Consider the following 20000-nt stretch of genomic DNA (forward strand, 5'->3'; position numbering starts at 1 on the left):
CGTCGATATCGGTCGCCTGAGGCTCAAGCGCATCCGACGGGCGCCAGTCGACCGGCGCGTCCGTCTCGGTCAGATCGATCACGCCGGGGCCGTCTATCGTGACGTCGCCCTCCACGACGACCTGGAGTTCAAACGGCGTGACGATGTTCTCGGCGAAAATGCTGCTGACTGTCAGCGTGCCGGACAGGGAGCCGACCGGATAGTCGTTGCGGCTGTCGGTGGAGAAGTCGGTCGGCAGGGTCAGCACCAGCGCAAGATAATCGGCCAGCGGGCCTGAAAAGGTAAGAGTCAGCGTGCCATCGCCCGCGGCGGTCAACTGGCCGAAATTCGCAACAGATCCGGCTGGAATGCCGCTGACGGTCAGCCCGAAAGTGAAATATTGTGGGTCGTTGCTGACATAGGGTGCGGAGATATCGAAGTGATCGGCGAAGCGCACCTCGACCGTCGCATCGGTCTCGGCGTAGATCATCGGGTTGCTTTGCACGACGGTCAGGTCCGTGGTTCCCAACCCGTCGCTGACCGCAGTCCGGATATCCTGCCGCTCCGGCCAGACATAGTCAGTCGGCGGCAACAGGGGGTTGTAGGGCAACCCGAACAGCGGATCGAGTGCAAAGACTTCTTCCGTCGGGCCCGCACCCGGGCCGCCCAGCCTGTGGTAGTCGCGCTGCGGTGGCAGAACGATGGGATCTATATCGTCAAGTTCCTGCCAGTCGCGGCCCAGCTCGCTTTGATACATGAGCCAAACCGCCGGAACAGGCTCGCCATCCACCTGCAGCATCAGCCCTGACCGCGCGCCGCCAAGCAGAACCACGACGGAAAAATCAGGCTGAACCAGGACAAGGTCGTCGCCTAACGGGACCGGCCGGGACACATCAAGGCCCTCCGGCAGACGCAGGACGAACAAACCGTTGGTGTCGAGCAGCGTCAGCCCGTCCACTGGCTGACCCGCTACCGCCAGTGCAATCAACCGCTGCAATTCGCCCTCGGTCGTCGAGGCGGTCACTGCCTGGGCCAGTTCGAGATCATGGGTCGCCATTGGGTCGCCTCTTGGAATCGTCTTTTTCGGCGGCGTGACCGGTTCGGCCGCACCCCTGGGCTTTTATCGTTCTCGCATGGCCTCCAACTTTGCCTTGCGGAACGGCTTCAGCAGGTAATCGAGAACCGTGTGTTCCCCTGTCAGAATGTCGACCGAGGCAATCATGCCCGGCCGGATTTCAAAGGTTTCGCCGTCGTGGGTCAGGCTGTTTTGTTCGGTCCGGACGATGACCGGGAAAAAGATTTCGCCTGTCGTTTCGTCCTTCTCGGAATCCGCGCCGATCCTCTGCAGCTCTCCGTCGAGAGCGCCGTAGATCGTGAAATCAAACGACGTCAGCTTGACCCGCGCCGGCAGTCCGGGACGCAGGAATGCGATGTCTTCGGGCCTGGCCCGGGCCTCGACATGCAGGTAGTCGTCGAGCGGGACGACGCGGAGCACTTCCTCTCCCGGCGCGATCACCGAACCTATCGTATTGACGTGCAGCACCGACACGATTCCGTCCACCGGCGCCCGCAGGTTGGTCCGTTCCACGACGTCCCCTGCGCGGATCAGGGACTCCTGGATGACGCTCAGTTCGTTCAGGACTTCAGACCGGTCGCTGCTGATGTCGGCGCGGCGCTGCAGGTCCAGTTCCTGCAACCGCGCTTCGGCCTCCGAGAGCGCGGCTCTGGCCTGGGCCAGCCGGCTAACCACACTGTCCCGCTCCTGGCGTTTGCCAATGCGTTCGCGCTCGACAGGCAGGAGCTGCGCCCGAGACACGACGCCGCTTTCCTCGCGAAGGGTGATTTCCTCGTCCAGCAGCGTCAGGGTTTCGGCGAGACGCTCTGCGCTCATCTGCAGCTCGAGGATTTCCTGTTCGCGCTGTGCGATCTGCGCTTGCAGCACGGCCCTCTGACCGAAATATGAGGCGCTGCGGCTATCGAAGAGCGCGACTTCCCGAACCGCGAGGGGGGACTCCGGGAGGATGCCGGCTTCGGCGAAATCGAGCGTGGCCTTGCCTTGCGCTTCGACATCCAGACGGTGGCTTCGTGCGGCCAGCGCGGCCTGCCGGGCGCGCAATTCGCCCAGATCGGCGGAGAAGCCGGTATCGTCGATTCGTACCAGCACGTCGCCGGCATGGACCACATCGCCCTCGTTCACGTGGATCGCGTTGACGATGCCGCCTTCGAGGCTTTCAAGCGTGCGGGCGCGGCCCGATGGCACCACCTGGCCGCTGGCGCGTGCAACCTCCTCGATGGTGGCCCATGACGCCCATGCGATGCCCGAACCGATCATCGACAGCAGGACCAACAGGAACAGCGACAGCCTGGACGATGCCCTGCCCGTGTGAACCGCGCCGTCACCTTCTGCGAAATCGCGCAGATCCCAATTGGTCGATGTCATGCTCTGCGCTCCCGTCCGGCGCGTTCCAGAGCCGCGAGGACCTTTCCCTTGGGGCCGTCCTGAACGACCCGGCCGCCATCGAGCAGAACCAGGCGATCCACGAGGTCCAACAGTCCCATGCGGTGGGTTGATACGATCAACGTCATCGGGCGCTCTTCCAGTGCCGTGGCCAGACGGTCGATGAACTGTTTCTCGCTCTGCATATCCATGGCGCTGGTCGGTTCGTCGAGGATCAGAACCCGCGGTCGCGGCAGCAGCGCGCGCGCCAGCGCGATCATCTGCCGTTGTCCGCCGGACAGGTTTCGTCCGCGTTCGGAGATCGGCATTGCGAAACCGAGCGGATGCTGCGCGGCTATCTGGTCGACACCCGTGATGCGTGCCACCCGCGTTACCTCTTCCGCTGTCGAGTCCGGCATGCCGAAAGCGATGTTCTCTGCCAGCGTGCCCGAGAACAGCACTGCTTCCTGAGGTACAAGTTGCACTTCCCGGCGCACCTTGGCCCGACTGAGCTGTGCCAGGTTCAGACCGTCCAGCAGGACCATACCGCCGGTTGGTTCGTACAGGCCGGCCACAAGGCGAACGAGGCTGGTCTTGCCCGCGCCGACGGCGCCGATCACGGCAAGCCGTTCCATCGACTTCACGTTCAGCGTGATGCCATCAAGCGCGGGCTGTTTGCTGTCGCCGTAGGTTAGCCCGACGTTTTCCAGCGTGAAACGGCCCTGCTGGATGGCCGCGTTGAGGTTGCCGCCTGTCCCCCGGCGGTCGGAGGGCAGCGCCATGATCTGGTTAAGGCTGCGGAGGGTGGAAAAGGCGAAGCTGGCGCGGACGAAAAGGCTTGCCAGTGTTGCCGTCGGCGCCAGAGCCCGGGATGAGAGGATCATCGACGCGATGACGGCACCCATTGTGATCCGGCCATCCAGTGCCATGTAGACGCCGATGATGATGATCCCGACCGACGACAGCTGTTGCACCAATGCGGTGAAGGTCGTCGCAAAGGTTGCAAGCCTTTTGCTGCGGTCCTGGGCGCTTGCGCTTTCAGCGACTTGCCGTTCCCAACGTTGCTGCATGCGCCCCTGGCCGGATATCGCCTTGAGCGTCTCAATCTCGGTGATCGCCTCGACGGCAACGGCGTTCTTGACGCCCTGGGTCTGGCGCGACTCGTTGGAGGCGTTGCGCATCGGGGCCAGCACGAAGACACCCATGAGCAGGACAAGGCCCAATGCTATGGCTGGCGGCAGCGCAAGCGGGCCGGCGATGTAGCCGATAACCGCGACGAAGAGCACCGCGAAGCACAGGTCAGTCAGTGTTGCCAGCGTCTGCGAAGAGAAGAAATCGCGAACCTGTTCGTAGTCCTTCAGCACGTTTAACAGGGTGCCGGACGGCAGCGCTTGGCTGGCCAGCTTGATGTCCGAGATGTGCCGGAAAAGGCTGGCCGATACGGATTGATCGACGCGCCTGCCGATCCGGTCAATCACCATGGATCGGATCCATTTCAGAATGCCGTCAAAGCACAGCGCGATTGCGACGCCAATGACCAGCGACCACAGCGTAATGATCGCGGCGTTCGGAAACACCCGGTCGTAGACGTTCATCGTGAAGATGGGGGTCGCAAGCGCCAAGACGTTGACCAGCGCGGAGGCGACGACGACCTGCAGGTAATCCGGCCAGAAACGGCTCGCGACACTCCAGTACCAGTGGCGCGGTTCCGCCCCGGGCTGCTGCGCCGCCTGAAACGTTTCCGAGCCGGGTTCGGGCCGCAACAGAAGAGCGTGTCCCACGTAGAGATCTAGCAGTTCCGCGCGGGTCAGTTGCAGGGCATCGCTGGAGCGAGCGGGCAGCGAAACCTGCGCCTTGTCTTCCGACCAACCGTGCAGCACGCAGGCCTGCCGGTCTTTCAGGAACAGCACGGCGGGAAATACCGCGTCAGGAAGATCCGCCAGGTTGCGACGTGTCAGGCGTGCGCGAAAACCTTGTGCCTCTGCGGCGGTGCAGCCCAGTTGCGGCGTCAGGCGGCCGTCATTCGGAAGGGGCAGCCCGGCGATCAGCGTTTCGCAGCCGACATCCCGTCCGAGGGATTTCATGCAGGCGACGATGGCCGCGGCGAGTGGATCGCGCTGGGTCCTTGCAAAACTCCAGCCCCGTGCGCTCTGGCCGCCAGTTGCCCGTGCCCGCCCGATGCTGACCGCGGCGGTTGTCGGGCCAGAGCCCGGCGTCGCGAGGGTCTGGCCCTCCTTGCCCAATTCGCTGCTTCCTGACTAGTTATCCAAAGACTTCCGCCAGTCCCGGAAGGAGGCGGCGGTGTTACGGGAATCGGCGTTTTCGAATTGCAGCCCGGGGACGCCCCTCGACTCGCCCGCGTAGGGGCGCGCATCTTCCGGAACCGGAATGTTCAGCGTCTGAAGCAGCACCCCTGCCGCCGCGAGAAGGCGGTAGCCGACATATCTTTCCAGCGATCGCTGATTGACCAGATTGACCTCGGCCTGGAACAAGGCGTTCTGCGTATTCAGGATGTCCAGCAGAGAGCGGCCGCCGACACGGTATTCCTCTTCATAGGTTGCACGCAGATCCCGCGCCAGCCGCGCCAACTCGCTGACTGTATGAACACGTTGCCGGACCGTCGTCATGTTGGTCCAGGTCTGCCGAACCTCGCGCTCCACCAGACGGGTTTGCGTCAGAAGATGTGCCCGTGCTTCGGAAACGCGCCGGACATGCTCTTCACGCGCCGCCTTCTTGCGATTGCCCTGAAACTCGTAGCGCAACACAAGCCCGATGCGCGCATCGGACGTCCGGCCTTCGAAACCGTTGAGATTCTCGCCGTAGATTGCATCGGCTTCGATGTTGAGATCTGGGGAGCGTGCCGCGCTTACCACCCTGAGCAAGGCCTCTGCCGCGCCGACATCGGCCTTGGCGAACAGGATCGTGGGATTTTTCTGCCGCGCGACGGACAGCGCCTGATCCAGGCTTGCCGGCATGGCGCGGCCGGGCCCGGGCATCGAATTCAGCGAAGACGGCGCCACGCCGACCACTTCCAGGAACAACGCATCCACATCGGCACTGCCCAGTTGGAATGTCAGAAGTGTCTCTTGCGCGAGGAAAACCCGTTCCTCGGCCTGTTGCAGGTCGCCGATTGGCACAACGCCGTTCCGATAGGCATTGTCGAGGCGGTCGCGAACGGTCCGGTGGTAGGAAAGATTTCCACGGGCTAGATGTACCAGTTCCCGGGTGCGGAGCACGTCCGCGTAGAGTCGGATCGCTTCGAGCGACAGGACTTCGGATCTTTCGAGAACGCGGAATGCCGCGGCATCCACCCGATACGCCTGCCGGTCGATTTCGGCGCGTCTTTCACCTCCGTCGAGAAGCGTCTGTGTGATCCGGCCGAGAACGCTGTAACCCGTTATCGCGGAATCGGCGGCAGTGACATCGGAAAGCGTGGAGCCGTTGTTTACGCTGGCGCCTGCCCATCCTTCGAATTCCAGGCGCGGATAGAAAAAGCTTTGTGCCTGATCGAGTTCGAACTCGATGGCCTGCTTGTTTGACTCAGCTGCCGTAATTTCGGGATTAGTTTCCAGTACATACAGGACAGTGTCTTCCAGGGACAGAGCATGGCACGGCCCGCAGAAGATTATAGTTAACCCAGTAACCATTTCCTTCAGGGCAAACCGGTTCAATATGGTAACCCTTTCGATCCGAATCTAATCCTAAGGTAGCCATGCATGATTAGCCAATCAACCGAATGGCTTGCCTTAGTAAAATGATCGGCAGTTATCGGCACGAATGTCCGGATCTGACATTTCATTGATTTTAATGTTGTTTGGGGGGATTTTCTGGAATGTATTGGTAAATGTTGAGTGATATTTCATTGGGGCTTGTCCCTGGCGATTTTCAGGAGCTGCTGCATTTGGGTATGGCTGTCCGAATGCCATCTGTGTCGCTTGAACACCGCGACAAGCGGCTGCGCTTTCGGCAGTTGGCAATAGGAATAATCGAATGTGGTTCATCAGATTCTTCCTGACGCTCTTGGTGCTGTCGCTGCCTCCTGCGGTTTTGGCGCAGACACTCGGAACCGTTCACTTCGATTTCGACTCCGACGTGCTCAGCGCCGAGGAAAGAAGCCGTGTTGAAGCAATGGCCGCGCAGATCCGGCAAAGCTCCGGTTACAAGCCGACGGTTGTTGTGGGCTATACCGATGCGGTTGGCGCATCGGGTTACAACCTCGACCTCGGGCAGCGACGTGCCAGGACCGTGGCCAACGTGCTGATCGCCAACGGTGTTCCGGTCAGCCGGATCGGCGCTGTCGAGAGCCGTGGCGAGAATGATCTCGTTGTGGTCGTCACCACGCCGGAGCGCGCGAACCGGCGCGTCGAAGTGAGTCTCGCAGCGATTCTGGCGGCCTGTCGAAGCTATCGCGACATAACGCTTGCCGCCTCGGCGGTCGGGAGCGAACTACAGGCGGATCTGCGCGCACGGCTTACGACCGCGGTTCAGTCGTATGATGCGCTAGAACGGAACGGCAGCAACGGGCCCGCTTTCCAGATGGCCGGCGCTGCACGGCATGACTGCAATGCCGCGGTCGGCCATTCCGACAGTTCGATACGCAAGCTGGAATATGCCAGACGATGTCTCTGCAGTTCGGCCCGCCTGGAAACCGCGCTTGGACGCGTCATCCGCTAGGCAACTGTGATCGCCGTACGATCAGGAATCGTCAGGCTTGCGTGCCTCAGGATTTCGCGAACACCGTGACCCAGGATTTCGGGTTTTCCGGGTTCTGCATCCTCAGGAAAGTGTAGCCGCTGGCGAACCACCTACGGATCTCGTTGTTCAGATTGTCGAGGATGAAATCCCCGGCTTCTGTCCGTACCAGAAGAACCGCGTGCGGCTGGCTCCGACCGTCCAAAACCGTCGCTATCAAGAGGCTCTCTGGTGGAAATCCGGCGCTGATCAAAGCGTATTTTTTCTTGATCGCGAAGTCTTCGCAGTCGCCGCCAATGCGGGTCGGAAGGCTCCAGCGATCCGCGATTCGATATTGCCGTTGATCCGAGATCTCACGCGTTTCGCGATTCACCTGTTTGTTGATGAAACTGACCCGTTCCATGTCCGTGTTGCGAATGCTTTGCCGCCCGACGGTGGTTGCACAGGCCCAAGAGTAACGAGCACAAAGTTCGCGCGCAGCCACAGGTGGCGGAGCGACGGCCGTAATCGGAATAAAGGCACGGTGGGCGGCATCCAGTGCATTGGCAGAGATCGCGGGGGTCGTCAGCGCGGCAACAGAGAGCGCGATGCATGTCCATAAGCGCCGGAAGCTTCTTTGCGCGCGCGGAGGAACCATATTCGACCACCCTAAGCTGTTGAGAGTTGCGTCAGACATCCTGTGGTAGATGCCATGGCAATGGGGTCGAAATGTGGAGTGATTGGTGCAATCCGAGGGTCGGCCACGAAACTGGCCGGTGACCGGTCGTTTTGATGCTTCTTCAGCCTTAGAGCGCGCAAACCCCGAGCAGATGCCTGCAGAATTGTGCGGCATTCGGACGCAACTACCCCCGAACGCCCTGAATGGTTTCTGGCTGGGAAACAGCTGTGAGCGAGGAAATCGGCTTATTTCAACAATGGACGGCGCTTTGGCCGGACCGTATCTCAGCCGCGCACTTTCGTGGCGAAAATGTGGCGAAAACTTGCAGACGCGCCATGATTTTGACAAAGAGTCCGATGGCGGCTGACTGCTGCTGTGCCATGGGGGTGACGATGAAGAACTATCTTGCTGCATCTGCGGCAGCTGTTTTGCTGTCTGCAACGTCTGCATCTGCTGCAATCGGGCAGGAGAGCTGTACCACGCGGACTTTGCAGGACATCGGTTCTGTAACCGAGTTGTGCGGTTGCGGGAGCGTTTCCTTGAAGCTGGTGGACCGGCTTCGCAGAGCGTCCAATTTCGTAGAGATTCTTGGCGCGCTGAACGTTTCATGTCCGAATCTCGCATTGGTCCTTTCGGACGTGCCGACGGCGACCATAGGGAGAAGCCCTCTCGATAACGTAAATGATCGTTCGGACGGTGTGGCGGGGCGTGCTTCGTCTGAGTCCGGGGGCGGCAGTTCTGGCGGCGGCAGCGGTTCGGGTGGCACCGGCGGCGGCAGTGGTTCCGGTGGCACCGGCGGCGGCAGCGGCTCGGGTGACAACGGTGGCGACGGCGGTTCCGGTGGCAGCGGCGGCGGCAATGACAGTGGTTCTGGCAGCGGCAACAACGGCGGCGGCCAAGGCGGCGGCAATGGCGGCGGTGGCCAAGGCGGCGGCACTGGCGGCGGTGGCCAGGGCGGCGGCAATAATGGCGGCGGTGGTCAGGGCGGCGGCGGCAACAACGGCGGTGGCCACGGTGGCAACAGCGGCGGTGGCAACAGCGGCGGTGGCAACAGCGGCGGTGGCAACAGCGGCGGTGGCCACGGTGGCGGCGGTCACGGTGGCGGCAACAGCGGCGGTGGCCATGGTGGCGGCGGTCACGGTGGTGGCAATAACGGTGGTGGCCATGGTGGCGGCGGTCACGACGGAGGCAACAGCGGCGGTGGCCACGGTGGCGGCGGTCACGATGGTGGCAATAACGGTGGTGGCCATGGTGGCGGCGGTCACGACGGAGGCAACGGCGGCGGTGGCCACGGTGGCGGTGGCCACGGTGGTGGCAACAGCGGCGGTGGCCACGGTGGCGGCGGTAACGGCGGTGGCCACGGTGGCGGCGGTAACGGCGGTGGCAACAGCGGCGGTGGCAACAGCGGCGGTGGCCATGGCGGCGGTGGAAACAACGGAAACCACGGTGGTGGTCATGGCCATGACGGTGGAAAACACGCGAACAATGGCGGAGGTAACGGCCCTGAGGGATCGAGCCCCGCCAAGGGTCGCGGCGCCCACAATGATGAGGATTGATCCAGGGCGGCCATGAAGATGAGTTTCTGCATTTCAGGCCGCCCGCTTAGTGCCTTCGCGATTCCGACGAACGCCAGTCATTTCTGCGAGATTCGTGAGCGCAGAAGCTACGAAAGCGCTTTGAATCGGGACCGCCTCGAAATGCCTCCGTTGCAGTAAGCGATGGAGTCTCTGCCGGTGGTGGTAGAGGGATTTCGAGGGGTTCCGACTGTCAGGTCAGTGAGGTCTGCGGCCAGTCTTCCTGGATATGCGAGACCAGTTCTTCCAGCGCGCAACGATTGCCGCGCGAGGTCGTCTTGAGTTCGATCCTGAGACCGCAGCAACGCCCACCACTGCCGGCCCAGGGAAGGGCTGCCGAGATTCCGCCTTCGGACATAAGGATGCCCTTGGGCTGAATGTCCTGCAGCATGTCCACATGCTGGCCGGACTGGATGAGTTCGCGTTCCTCGCAAGTGGCTCTTGGGAGGTAGGCATCGAGATGCATTGCCAGGCGCCGGGGCGAGCAGGTGAGCTGCGCCACAATGGCCGTGTCGTCGTTGACGAGCGAACAGCACTCGCCGTACCGCATCCGTCCCCGCCGGGAACATTCGGCGATCTCGAAACGACCCGGTTCCTGGAACATGCCGAATTCAACATGATAGATCTTTTCGGCCAGGATTTCCTGCAATAGCGGCGCAACTTCGTCCACTGTGCAGGGCGCCACATGGGCGTCGGCCATCATCTCGTCCAGTCTGTGGGTCAGTTCGAATGCGCCGTCTCCCAGCCGCACTCTTACCCATTCTCGCTCGCGCAGACATTGGGTCGCCCGCCAAATGGCGGCGCGAGGGATCGGCAGACTCTCTTCGAGTTCAGACAGCCGTATCGGTCCCCTAGTAGCTATAGCCTCTGCTACGCACAGCATACGAATCGTCGTTCTGTGCACCGTTCTCTCCGCTTTTATTGTTTCTCCGCTGGTCTTCAATCGCCGACGGTGGACGGGCCATTAACAAGCGACCCAGCTGCCAGCGACTCCTCTATGTCATTCAGTGAGATAGGCCATTTTTACCATTTTCTACCCTTGGTTGATCGTTCGTTATTCGTTGTTTCACCCGTGTTTCGTGTCCGGGCTTCCCTTACGGAAACGTGTAGCGGGATCGCACGGCTCCGTCGATACGAGTGTTTACCAATTACAACGGTCCTAATTCGGACGTATTCGCCCTCTCGGCGCCGTACCTGCGGGCAGCAAAAGGTAGCGGCGCAAACTGGTTAATGGGCAGGCATAGGGTGACAACTTGTCCCTCAAACAGCAAACACTCGATTGTGCCGTCCATATTCAATTGGGGGAAGAGTTCATAAAGCCGATCGATGGTGGAAACTTTTCCCGGTATTGCAAAGTATTGGGCCGCTTTCGCTCAACAATCGGCGCGTGGATCCGGCTGTCGTATGTCTGTCCTGGCCGTTGCGCTGAGAGCCCGTCGACTCGCCGGGTTTAAGCAACCCAAGATGGAATGGCGCTGTTTGAACATGCCGTGGTGGACGGCCGCGAATGCACAGTCATCCGGCATGTTTTTTCGTTCAGCGACGCGGGAGATACAGTTGGTGGCGGGTTAAGGGTACTGGCAGATCGCGACGAACGAGACTGATTCCCAACCTGTCGGATTCTGTAGGCGAAAACTGGTGCCTTGAGTTCGACATCGGCAAGCCGGCCATTCTCTGCGGAATGCCAACCGGAAGCGGCATGGATGGCCTGCAGGTATGCCGTTTGCTATTCTGGCGAGGGCGTTGTGGCTTGGCGACGAGTTGGCAAGCTCGTGCCTAAAGCGATGACGGGCAGATCCTTTGACGGGCAGGCAGGCTGGAGCTTCCGGGCGGAAGGCTGGACACTGGCGATCATGAACCACGACGGTTCGGCAGCGACTCAACCCGGGCCGTTTCACGGCCTACAGCGTTGTTTCTGTAAGAGGGCAGGCAAGTTCCCGTCCAGGGGGAATGCAGTTGGCCGTACACGACCTCTTCAAGACCTGGCTTCGCCTCGACGGGCCGAAACATCAGTCCTTCGGCTAGCTGTGCAGCCGGACGTCCTTTTCGGCCCGCCGGACACCGAACAGCTGGCGGCTTTGGCTACGGGTGCAGGTCGGCGTGGAAACCTTGCGAGAACCGAACAAGGCGGGCTTGTCCCGCGGGTCGATTTCATCGATCTCGGCGCCGCTGTCGGGCGCAGAAAGTAGAAGGCCCTCGGCGCAGTAGATCTCGGCATTGGGGAACCCGAGGTGATACAACTGGGCGCTGTCGTCGCGAGAGACCAGAGCGATGTCCTTGTAGCCGATCAGCTGACGCGCCCGCACCAACACCTCTGGCAGGCCGAGCCGTACCATCGGGCGTGTGCCACGGATCAGGACAGCCTGCTCCGGCGTCATGTAAACCGGGCCGGATGCATCCAGAACGCCCTCTGGAATACGGACCAGACCGGTCGCGCCGTTGCTGATACGCAGCGACTCCAACGGGCGGAACTCACCCTCGGCGTTCCGGACCTTCACCCCCGGTTTGAGGATCCCGACAGGCACGGGTCCGACCGGAGTATCGACACGGGTCTCAGCGGTCACGCCGCCAATCTGGCGACGTGAAGAGCGGGCAAGCTGCGCCTTCGTCATGGCGTACTTCGCCCACCATTTGTGAGTGGTGGAATGGATGGAATACTTCGAAACCGGATCGCCACCGGCAATCAGAAGATCGTCGGCCAGGTATTCAGTACCCGGAGCGGCGTTCGTTACCGCCGAAGAAACCGCAACACCGATGAGCGTGGTCCGAACGGCAAGCCATGCGACGCAGAATTTCTGATACTGCGTTGGCTCGATCGCGACGACCTCGCAGATCGGGTCGACCATGCAGCCGGCTTTCAGGAACATGCCGTTCAAGACGATGCTCTCGGCCAGCCGCAGAACTCTGCCGTCGGACTCGAGGGAAACGGGCACTGCCAGGCTAGTGTCGACGGAGAAGTGGAAACCACGTTTCGACGCCGGTTTGCAGTGCCTTGACTGGAATTCGTCGTAGTCGGTGACGTTGGCGAGTTCCGTGACGGCGAGCTTGACCGGAGAGCCTGTGGTCATCGAGCCGACTTTCGGCGCCTGTCCGGCGGGAATGATTGGGTGACGGCGCTTGCGGTCGGTCTGCTGTACCTCGTTTCCGCCAGTTGCCAGCTTGCTTGGGTGTGGGGGTGCATATGGCACCGCTTGATCAGCGGAATGTTGCTGCACCTCGCGAAGGGGGTGGCAGAATCAATATGCCCCTTCGTAAGATTTGAACGCAGCATTCTTCCGGGACCCCGCAGCCTGGTGAAACGATTCTAGCGCCGATCTTCGGATCAAGCGCCGTCGAGATGTGGATCGCACCTCGGAGGCATTGTTTCAAACCAGCCGTTTCGATGAATGAGATATCCCATACCGCTCCAATTGCAGGGTTTTTCGGCCCCAAATCTTGAACCCAATGAAACCAATCGCCAAATCCTCTTGGGAAGGCCTGAAGCGGGGCGTGCCTAGTTAGGGCGTTTCGGAAAAAGGCGCTTAGAAAAGGAGAGAGCGATGAACTTGGAGAAGTTCACGGAGCGATCGCGCGGCTTCCTGCAGGCAGCCCAGACGATCGCGATGCGGGAGAACCATCAGCAACTGGCTCCCGAACATCTGCTGAAAGCATTGATGGATGACGAGCAGGGGCTGGCGAGCAACCTGATCAAACGCGCGGGCGGTGCGCCGGAGCGCGTGGTCGAGTCGCTGAACGCGTCTTTGGACAAACTGCCAAAGGTGTCGGGCGATGCCGGGCAGACCTACATGGACCGCCAGACTGCGAAGGTGCTGGACGAGGCCGAGAAGCTGGCGAAGAAAGCCGGCGATTCCTTTGTGCCGGTCGAGCGGATCCTGACGGCGCTGGCCGTCGTGTCTTCGAAGGCGAAAGACGCGCTTACGGCGGGCGCAGTGACGGCGCAATCGCTGAACGCAGCGATCAACGATATCCGCAAGGGCCGCACCGCCGATACCGCGAGTGCCGAGGAAGGCTATGACGCGCTGAAGAAATATGCCCGCGACCTGACCGAGGCCGCACGCGAGGGCAAGATCGACCCGATCATCGGGCGCGACGAAGAAATCCGTCGCGCGATGCAGGTGCTGTCGCGGCGGACCAAGAACAACCCGGTTCTGATCGGTGACCCCGGTGTCGGTAAGACTGCCATCGCCGAGGGCCTGGCGATCCGGATCGTCAACGGCGACGTCCCCGAATCCCTGCGTAACAAGAAACTGATGGCGCTGGACATGGGTGCCCTGATCGCAGGTGCGAAGTATCGCGGCGAATTCGAGGAGCGCCTGAAGGCGGTTCTGAAGGAGATCGAAGCCGCGGCCGGTGAGATCATCCTGTTCATCGACGAGATGCATACGCTGGTCGGCGCCGGTAAGACCGACGGCGCGATGGATGCCGCGAACCTGATCAAGCCTGCGCTTGCCCGGGGTGAGCTGCACTGTATCGGCGCCACGACGCTGGATGAGTACCGCAAGTATGTCGAGAAGGATGCGGCCCTTGCCCGCCGGTTCCAGCCCCTGATGGTGGACGAGCCGACGGTAGAGGACACGGTGTCGATCCTGCGGGGCATCAAAGAGAAGTACGAGATGCACCACGGCGTGCGAATCTCTGACTCGGCGCTGGTGGCGGCGGCGACTCTGTCGCACCGCTACATCACCGACCGGTTCCTGCCGGACAAGGCGATCGACCTTGTCGACGAAGCCGCGTCGCGGCTGCGGATGGAGGTGGATTCCAAGCCCGAGGAACTCGACGCGCTGGATCGCGACATCCTGCAGAAGCAGATCGAGGCAGAGGCGCTGCGCAAGGAAGACGATGCGGCGTCGAAGGACCGGCTGGAGCGGCTGGAAAAGGAACTGGCCGATCTGCAGGAGCAGAGTGCCGAACTGACCGCCAAGTGGCAGTCGGAGCGCGACAAGCTGGAATCGGCGCGCGAGCTGAAGGAGCAGCTCGACAAGGCACGCGTGGAGCTGGAGAACGCCAAGCGGCAGGGCAACCTGCAGCGGGCGGGCGAGCTTTCCTATGGCGTGATCCCGCAGCTGGAGAAACAGCTGGCGAGTGCCGAGGATGCCGAGGACGAGGTGCTGGTCGAAGAAGCCGTGCGCCCCGAGCAGATCGCGCAGGTCGTCGAGCGCTGGACCGGTATTCCGACGACCAAGATGCTGGAAGGCGAGCGCGAGAAGCTGCTTCACATGGAAGAAGAGCTTGGCAAACGGGTCATCGGCCAGAAAGCCGCCGTCACCGCCGTTTCGAACGCGGTGCGCCGGGCGCGGGCCGGCCTGCAGGACGAGAACCGTCCGCTGGGGTCGTTCCTGTTCCTGGGCCCGACGGGCGTGGGTAAAACGGAGCTGACGAAAGCGCTGGCCGAGTATCTGTTTGACGACGACAAGGCGATGGTCCGCATCGACATGTCCGAGTTCATGGAAAAGCATTCGGTCGCCCGCCTGATCGGCGCGCCTCCGGGCTATGTCGGTTATGACGAAGGCGGCGTGCTGACCGAAGCCGTGCGGCGCCGGCCCTATCAGGTCGTGCTGTTCGACGAGGTCGAGAAAGCGCACCCCGAGGTCTTCAACGTGCTGCTGCAGGTGCTGGACGATGGCGTTCTGACCGACGGGCAGGGGCACCATGTCGACTTCAAGCAGACGCTGATCGTGCTGACGTCGAACCTTGGTTCGCAGGCGCTGTCGCAACTGCCGGACGGGGCCGATGCCTCGGCCGCCAAGCGTGACGTGATGGATGCGGTCCGGGCGCATTTCCGGCCGGAGTTCCTGAACCGTCTGGACGACATGATCGTCTTCGACCGCCTGACGCGGGACGATATGGATGGCATCGTCGCGATCCAGCTGAACCGGCTGGCGAAGCGGCTGGCGCAGCGGAAGATCGGGCTGGAACTGGACGAAGGCGCGATGAAGTGGCTGGCCGACGAGGGCTACGACCCGGTCTACGGGGCGCGGCCGCTGAAGCGGGTCATCCAGCGCGCGCTGCAGGACCAGCTGGCAGAGATGCTGCTGGCCGGCGACGTGAAGGACGGCGACACTGTCCATGTCAGCGCCGGGGCCGACGGACTGATCGTTGGCGACCGCGTGTCGAGTTCCAACCGGCCGAAGCCGGAAGATGCAGTGCTGCACTGAGCGCCTGTACATAGAGTAGTTGATCGGGGCCCCGCCGGAGACGGCGGGGCCCTTTTCTGTGCGGTTACCCTGTCAACCAGCGGAAGGCGCGGGCGAGAAAGGCCTGCGCATCGTTCGTCACCAGAGGTCCGTGGGCCATCAGGACCTGCTGCGCCGGCCAGGCGAGGATGTAGCGCACGGCGCGACGGGCCGCGCGGCGGCTGGTGAATGCGAAACGGAACTTGCGCGGGACGGCGGGTTCCGGGCCGGTCATCCTGTCCAGCCTTGCGACTATGGCGCGCCAGCCCCGGAACCAGCCTTTCGGGAAGTGCTGGAGCAGGTCGGTGAACAGGACGGTTCCACTGGCGCGGTGGAAAAAGACGACCTCTGTCGTGATCCGGTTTCCGGTGACGCAGACCTGATCGATGTCTTCGCCCCAGGCGGGGTTCGGCGTGTCACCTAGCCGGCCGGTGAAACGGATGTCCCTGCGCTTGCGGCGGAGACCAGGTGCGGCGTGGCTGCACGCGTCGGGCCAGGCGCGCTGCCACTCCGGCAGGAACAGGTGGTGCAAGGAATTTGGCGCGACGAGGTGCCGGACGGGCCCGAGCGCCTCGACCTCGGATTTCAGCGTTTCGGTCAGGGCGGTGGGCGACCAGATGAACAGACCGCCGTCCGAAAGCCTGATCACGGCCATCCTTGTGGGATAGTGAAAACCGGCGACGCTCACGTCCGCACCGTGCGCGATCCAGATGTCCGGCCCGATCTGCTCGAGCATCCTCCTCCGGTCCCTTTAGTTACGTTGTTATGTTTCGGGTGACCTTAAGGATGAGCACGGGAACGGCAAGAGCGCGGTAGACAGGGATATCGGAAAAAGTGACCCCGCCGGAGATTTCCGGCGGGGTTCTCTGCCGTACGGGTCCCTCAGGTATGGTCCCATCGGGAGCGGCGGTAAGCCTGGGGATGCATCTGGCCGCTCCTTTCCGGGAGACCCGGCAGGCAGGACTAGCCCTGATCGGCAGGTATCAGGCCCAGTTCCTGGGCAGAGGCAAGTTCGTCGCCGTTGATCAGGCCGTCCGCATCCGTGTCGGCGGCGGTGAAGACCTCGTCGGTGACTCCCGGATGTACCGACTGCAGTTCCGCGAGGGTCAGGGAGCCGTCGCCGTTGACGTCTATCTGTTCGAGCGTCAGGGCCGAGCTGATGCTGGCGGTCGCTGCCAGAACGGCCACCGATAGGATTGCAGATTTCATTCGGTCTTCTCCTGTATGAGTGCGCCGGTTGTTGGGGCGCTGAAGCTTATCTCGTCATGGATCGCCACGGCGCGCACCCCTGAAGCCTTAAGCCCGGCGATTTGGGCGCGGGGCCGCGTATTTTGCCCGGGAGGACGGGCGGGGAGTTGCGCGAAAAGGGGCGGGCCGTGCGATGGGCGAAACGGCACCGTTCGGGATGGCGGAAGATGGCAGTGCGGCGCCGAAAGGGGGCGGAATCCGCGGTGCGCGGGGATTGGCCGGGCTGCAAGCGCGTGGTCCCGGAGTCGGCAGGGGCCGGGGGAATGATACATTTCTGACGCGGATGTGAGGTGTCCGAAGCGGTGTCGGATGTAACGTCCATGCGTCGAGGGCCGAACTGCACAGGTGAAGGACGCGCTGCGCCACCTGAAACATCTTCGACATGAACGTGAGGCGGAGTGTTTTTGAGTTTTTGCCGGCGCGACGTATCTGTTGACGTAAGGCAAAGGGCGAACGGAGGGAAATCCATGGCTGGACGCTGGAAGAACGATCTGAACTGGTCCGACATCACGCCGAAGCAGGCGTTTCTGAACCGGCGGCAGCTGATCGCGGGGGCGTCGGCGCTGGCTGCGGGCGGCATTGCCGGTCCTGCGCTGGCGGAGCTGGACGCGAAGGCGAGCATGTACTCGACCGACGAGACGCCGAACACGCTCGAAGAAATCACGAGCTACAACAACTATTATGAGTTCGGGACCGGCAAGACCGATCCGGCGGAATACGCGGGCGCGCTGACCATCGACCCGTGGACGGTCAAGATCGACGGAATGGTCGACAAGCCGGGCGACTATTCCTTTGACGACATCATGTCCGGCGTCGATCTGGAGGAGCGGATCTATCGGTTCCGCTGTGTCGAGGCCTGGTCGATGGTCGTGCCATGGGTCGGTTTCGAGCTGGCCGACCTGCTGGACCGTGTCGGCGTGCAGCCTGGCGCGAAATACGTGGCCTTCGAGACGCTGATGCGGCCCGAGGAGATGTGGGCGCAGAAACGTCCGATCCTGCAATGGCCCTATCGCGAGGGGCTGCGGATGGACGAGGCGATGAACCCGCTGACGATCCTTGCGACCGGGCTTTACGACGAGCCGATGCCGAAACAGAACGGCGCGCCGCTGCGGCTGGTGGTGCCGTGGAAGTACGGGTTCAAGTCGATCAAATCGATCGTCCGGATCTCGCTGGTCGAGGATGAGCCGCCGACGAGCTGGAACATGGCCAATGCGCGCGAGTACGGCTTCTATAGTAATGTGAACCCCGAAGTGGATCACCCGCGCTGGAGCCAGGCCTCGGAACGGAAGGTTGGTGGCGGGCTGTTCGCCAAGCGGCAGCCGACGCTGATGTTCAACGGATACGAGGAAGAGGTCGCATCGCTCTACGACGGCATGGACCTTTCGAAGTTCTACTGAATCGTGGGTTCCTCCCCGATAGTGACCGTCTCACGGATCACGTGCCCGGCCTGCGGGCATGTCGCGGAGGAACGAATGCCGGAAGACGCCTGCCAGTACTTCTATGATTGCAGGGGATGCGGAACGGTTCTGCGTCCACTTGCCGGAGACTGCTGTGTCTTCTGTTCTTACGGAACGGTCCCCTGCCCGCCGGTGCAGGCAGGGACATGTGAATGCGGGTGACGGAATGAACCTGACCGACAAGCTGAACTCGACGATACGATCGGTGCCGCCCTGGGTACTCTATATACTGGCGCCCTTGCCGGCGGTCTGGTGGTTCTATCTGGGATTCACCGGCGGACTGGGTGCCGAGCCGATCAAGGAACTGGAGCACAAGGTCGGCGAATTCGCCCTGCAGCTGCTGATAGCAGGATTGGCCGTTACTCCGCTGCGCCGGTTTTTCGGGGTCAATCTGATCAAGCACCGGCGGGCCATCGGTGTGGTCGCATTCTTCTATGTGTTCCTGCACCTGCTGATCTGGCTGTTCCTCGACATGAGTCTGCTGTGGAGCCAGATCCTCGCCGACCTGGTGAAGCGCTGGTACATCATAGTGGGGATGGCGGGCTTCGTTCTGCTGATCCCGCTGGCGATCACGTCGAACAACTGGTCCGTCCGCAAGCTGGGGCCGCGTTGGCGCAAGCTGCACAAGCTGGTCTATGCGGCGGTGCTGCTGGGCGGGCTGCACTATGTACTGCTCGTGAAAGGCCTGCAGCTGGAACCGATGCTCTACATGACAGCGATTCTGGTGCTGCTGGTGGCGAGAATGGTGCCACAGAAACGGCGCGCCGTGGCGCGGGCCTGAGGATCCCCCGAATCCGTGGGTCGCTAATGCCAGGCAGCGAGGATTCGGGGTTTCGATTCCCCGGAATCGCGCCGAACCGGGGAATCGCGCGCGAAAAATTTCACAGAATTTCTCCGAATCCTCGATTCCCTGGGGTGATCCGCGGTGAATCGGGGATCGATTCACCGGAATCGTCGCCGGCGAAAGCGATTCACGGCAAGAAAATCGACGGCGCAGACATCGAATCCGGGATTCTTTTGGCCGGGAAACCTGAATCGGGACCCCGAATCCGCGGAATCGACCGAGTCACCGGCACGAGTCGGTGCCGAAATCGGGGGCAGAAGGAATTTTTCGCACAAAGATTCCGGGGAGGACTCTGTGGATATCGCAGATAGGACTGGATGACGCCGGGAGAGGTGTGAAATCTTGTTGCTGAAAACGGGCAAAAAGCACGCTTGGTGAAACCGGAAGCCCCAGAATCCTTAGAAAAATCGGTACATCCAAAAAAATGTCATGTTTCTCGAAAAAACCTCTTGCAGCCCCCGACCCCAATCCGTAAATAGCCCCTCACCGGCGGCGCTGAGACGCCAACGGGACGCCAGACGGGGCGGCGGCGACGAGCCAAAGCAGACGAGGCGGAAGAAAAAACTGAGATAAATGAGGCCGGGCGCGCCGAAAGAAATAGGGCGCATCCAGTTCGATTTTGTCTCTCGCTCTTTGAAATTGCTGGTTACTGAAGAGATATGTGGGCGGTTTGGTTCATGCGATGGATCAAATCCTGCATATCACCCTTCTAGGCTTCGGCCGATGATGAAGGTGTCAGCTTCACTGTTTGAGCAGGTTTCGGTTTCCTCGAGAAACTGAAGCACGCATCAGACAGATGACTATCCGACCCTAGCCGGGTCGGATGATGTGCAGAGGTTCGAACGTCAAGGACACGCTGGTAACAGCGTTTCAACTTGAGAGTTTGATCCTGGCTCAGAACGAACGCTGGCGGCAGGCTTAACACATGCAAGTCGAGC

General features: G+C 61.8%; 17 protein-coding genes, 1 rRNA gene and 1 pseudogene (1 of these 19 cut by a window edge). 8 read left to right on the plus strand and 11 right to left on the minus strand.

Annotated features, from left to right (window positions below):
- From HCO70_RS17775 to HCO70_RS17795, 5 genes and pseudogenes are all read right to left on the minus strand, one after another.
- Window positions 1-1036 (minus strand): annotated as a pseudogene (locus tag HCO70_RS17775) (hypothetical protein); the annotation flags it as partial.
- Window positions 1037-1099: 63 nt separating this feature from the next.
- Complete coding sequence (locus HCO70_RS17780) at window positions 1100-2419, minus strand: HlyD family type I secretion periplasmic adaptor subunit (protein ID WP_172298649.1); 1320 nt, start codon at window positions 2417-2419, stop codon at window positions 1100-1102.
- Window positions 2416-4659, minus strand: coding sequence for a type I secretion system permease/ATPase (locus HCO70_RS17785; protein ID WP_172298651.1), 2244 nt, complete (start codon window positions 4657-4659; stop codon window positions 2416-2418). Before HCO70_RS17785 ends, HCO70_RS17780 begins: the two co-directional genes overlap by 4 nt.
- 15 nt (window positions 4660-4674) lie before the next feature.
- Window positions 4675-6087 carry a TolC family protein gene (locus HCO70_RS17790; protein ID WP_172298653.1) on the minus strand — a complete coding sequence of 471 codons (1413 nt, stop codon included), beginning with the start codon at window positions 6085-6087 and terminating at the stop codon, window positions 4675-4677.
- A 75-nt stretch (window positions 6088-6162) separates the two neighbouring features.
- Complete coding sequence (locus tag HCO70_RS17795) at window positions 6163-6417, minus strand: hypothetical protein (RefSeq protein ID WP_172298655.1); 255 nt, start codon at window positions 6415-6417, stop codon at window positions 6163-6165.
- Here HCO70_RS17795 and HCO70_RS17800 point away from each other — a divergent pair.
- Window positions 6407-7090 (plus strand): OmpA family protein, encoded by a 684-nt coding sequence (locus HCO70_RS17800; RefSeq protein WP_172298657.1) that lies wholly within the window; start codon window positions 6407-6409, stop codon window positions 7088-7090. The genes HCO70_RS17795 and HCO70_RS17800 overlap by 11 nt on opposite strands.
- A gap of 46 nt (window positions 7091-7136) precedes the next feature.
- Here HCO70_RS17800 and HCO70_RS17805 read toward each other — a convergent pair whose 3' ends face one another.
- Window positions 7137-7784, minus strand: a complete 648-nt coding sequence (locus tag HCO70_RS17805; RefSeq protein ID WP_216665498.1) for a transglutaminase-like cysteine peptidase — start codon at window positions 7782-7784, stop codon at window positions 7137-7139.
- A 79-nt stretch (window positions 7785-7863) separates the two neighbouring features.
- Here HCO70_RS17805 and HCO70_RS24635 point away from each other — a divergent pair, with 79 nt between their 5' ends.
- Window positions 7864-8133: a hypothetical protein gene (locus HCO70_RS24635; RefSeq protein WP_216665499.1), complete on the plus strand. Its 270-nt coding sequence runs from the start codon at window positions 7864-7866 to the stop codon at window positions 8131-8133.
- A 238-nt stretch (window positions 8134-8371) separates the two neighbouring features.
- On the opposite strand, the gene HCO70_RS24640 is transcribed toward HCO70_RS24635, so the two are convergent.
- Both HCO70_RS24640 and HCO70_RS17815 read right to left on the minus strand, forming a co-directional pair.
- Window positions 8372-9211 carry a hypothetical protein gene (locus HCO70_RS24640; protein WP_216665500.1) on the minus strand — a complete coding sequence of 280 codons (840 nt, stop codon included), beginning with the start codon at window positions 9209-9211 and terminating at the stop codon, window positions 8372-8374.
- 322 nt (window positions 9212-9533) lie between these two features.
- Window positions 9534-10091, minus strand: a complete 558-nt coding sequence (locus HCO70_RS17815) for a hypothetical protein (protein WP_172298663.1) — start codon at window positions 10089-10091, stop codon at window positions 9534-9536.
- A 718-nt stretch (window positions 10092-10809) separates the two neighbouring features.
- Here HCO70_RS17815 and HCO70_RS25020 point away from each other — a divergent pair.
- On the plus strand, window positions 10810-10944 hold the full coding sequence (locus HCO70_RS25020) for a hypothetical protein (protein WP_256373015.1): 135 nt from the start codon (window positions 10810-10812) through the stop codon (window positions 10942-10944).
- Between the two features lie 417 nt (window positions 10945-11361).
- Here HCO70_RS25020 and HCO70_RS17820 read toward each other — a convergent pair whose 3' ends face one another.
- Window positions 11362-12408: a Hint domain-containing protein gene (locus tag HCO70_RS17820; protein ID WP_172298665.1), complete on the minus strand. Its 1047-nt coding sequence runs from the start codon at window positions 12406-12408 to the stop codon at window positions 11362-11364.
- A gap of 471 nt (window positions 12409-12879) precedes the next feature.
- Here HCO70_RS17820 and clpB point away from each other — a divergent pair, with 471 nt between their 5' ends.
- On the plus strand, window positions 12880-15495 hold the full coding sequence (clpB, locus tag HCO70_RS17825; protein WP_172298667.1) for an ATP-dependent chaperone ClpB: 2616 nt from the start codon (window positions 12880-12882) through the stop codon (window positions 15493-15495).
- 64 nt (window positions 15496-15559) lie between these two features.
- Here clpB and HCO70_RS17830 read toward each other — a convergent pair whose 3' ends face one another.
- Both HCO70_RS17830 and HCO70_RS17835 read right to left on the minus strand, forming a co-directional pair.
- Window positions 15560-16249, minus strand: a complete 690-nt coding sequence (locus HCO70_RS17830) for a DUF4336 domain-containing protein (protein WP_172298669.1) — start codon at window positions 16247-16249, stop codon at window positions 15560-15562.
- Between the two features lie 227 nt (window positions 16250-16476).
- On the minus strand, window positions 16477-16722 hold the full coding sequence (locus tag HCO70_RS17835; protein ID WP_172298671.1) for an EF-hand domain-containing protein: 246 nt from the start codon (window positions 16720-16722) through the stop codon (window positions 16477-16479).
- 506 nt (window positions 16723-17228) lie between these two features.
- Here HCO70_RS17835 and msrP point away from each other — a divergent pair.
- The 4 genes from msrP to HCO70_RS17850 form a co-directional block, all read left to right on the plus strand.
- The gene (gene msrP / locus HCO70_RS17840; protein WP_172298673.1) at window positions 17229-18158 is read left to right on the plus strand and encodes a protein-methionine-sulfoxide reductase catalytic subunit MsrP; all 930 of its coding nucleotides are present in this window, start codon (window positions 17229-17231) and stop codon (window positions 18156-18158) included.
- Window positions 18159-18380, plus strand: a complete 222-nt coding sequence (locus HCO70_RS24880) for a GDCCVxC domain-containing (seleno)protein (RefSeq protein ID WP_371742267.1) — start codon at window positions 18159-18161, stop codon at window positions 18378-18380.
- A 4-nt stretch (window positions 18381-18384) separates the two neighbouring features.
- Window positions 18385-18999: a protein-methionine-sulfoxide reductase heme-binding subunit MsrQ gene (msrQ, locus tag HCO70_RS17845; protein ID WP_172298675.1), complete on the plus strand. Its 615-nt coding sequence runs from the start codon at window positions 18385-18387 to the stop codon at window positions 18997-18999.
- A gap of 934 nt (window positions 19000-19933) precedes the next feature.
- A 16S ribosomal RNA gene (locus HCO70_RS17850) occupies window positions 19934-20000 on the plus strand; it runs 1399 nt beyond the window's last position.

It is taken from the genome of Pseudoruegeria sp. HB172150 (genome assembly GCF_013184805.1).
Lineage (GTDB): Bacteria > Pseudomonadota > Alphaproteobacteria > Rhodobacterales > Rhodobacteraceae > Psychromarinibacter.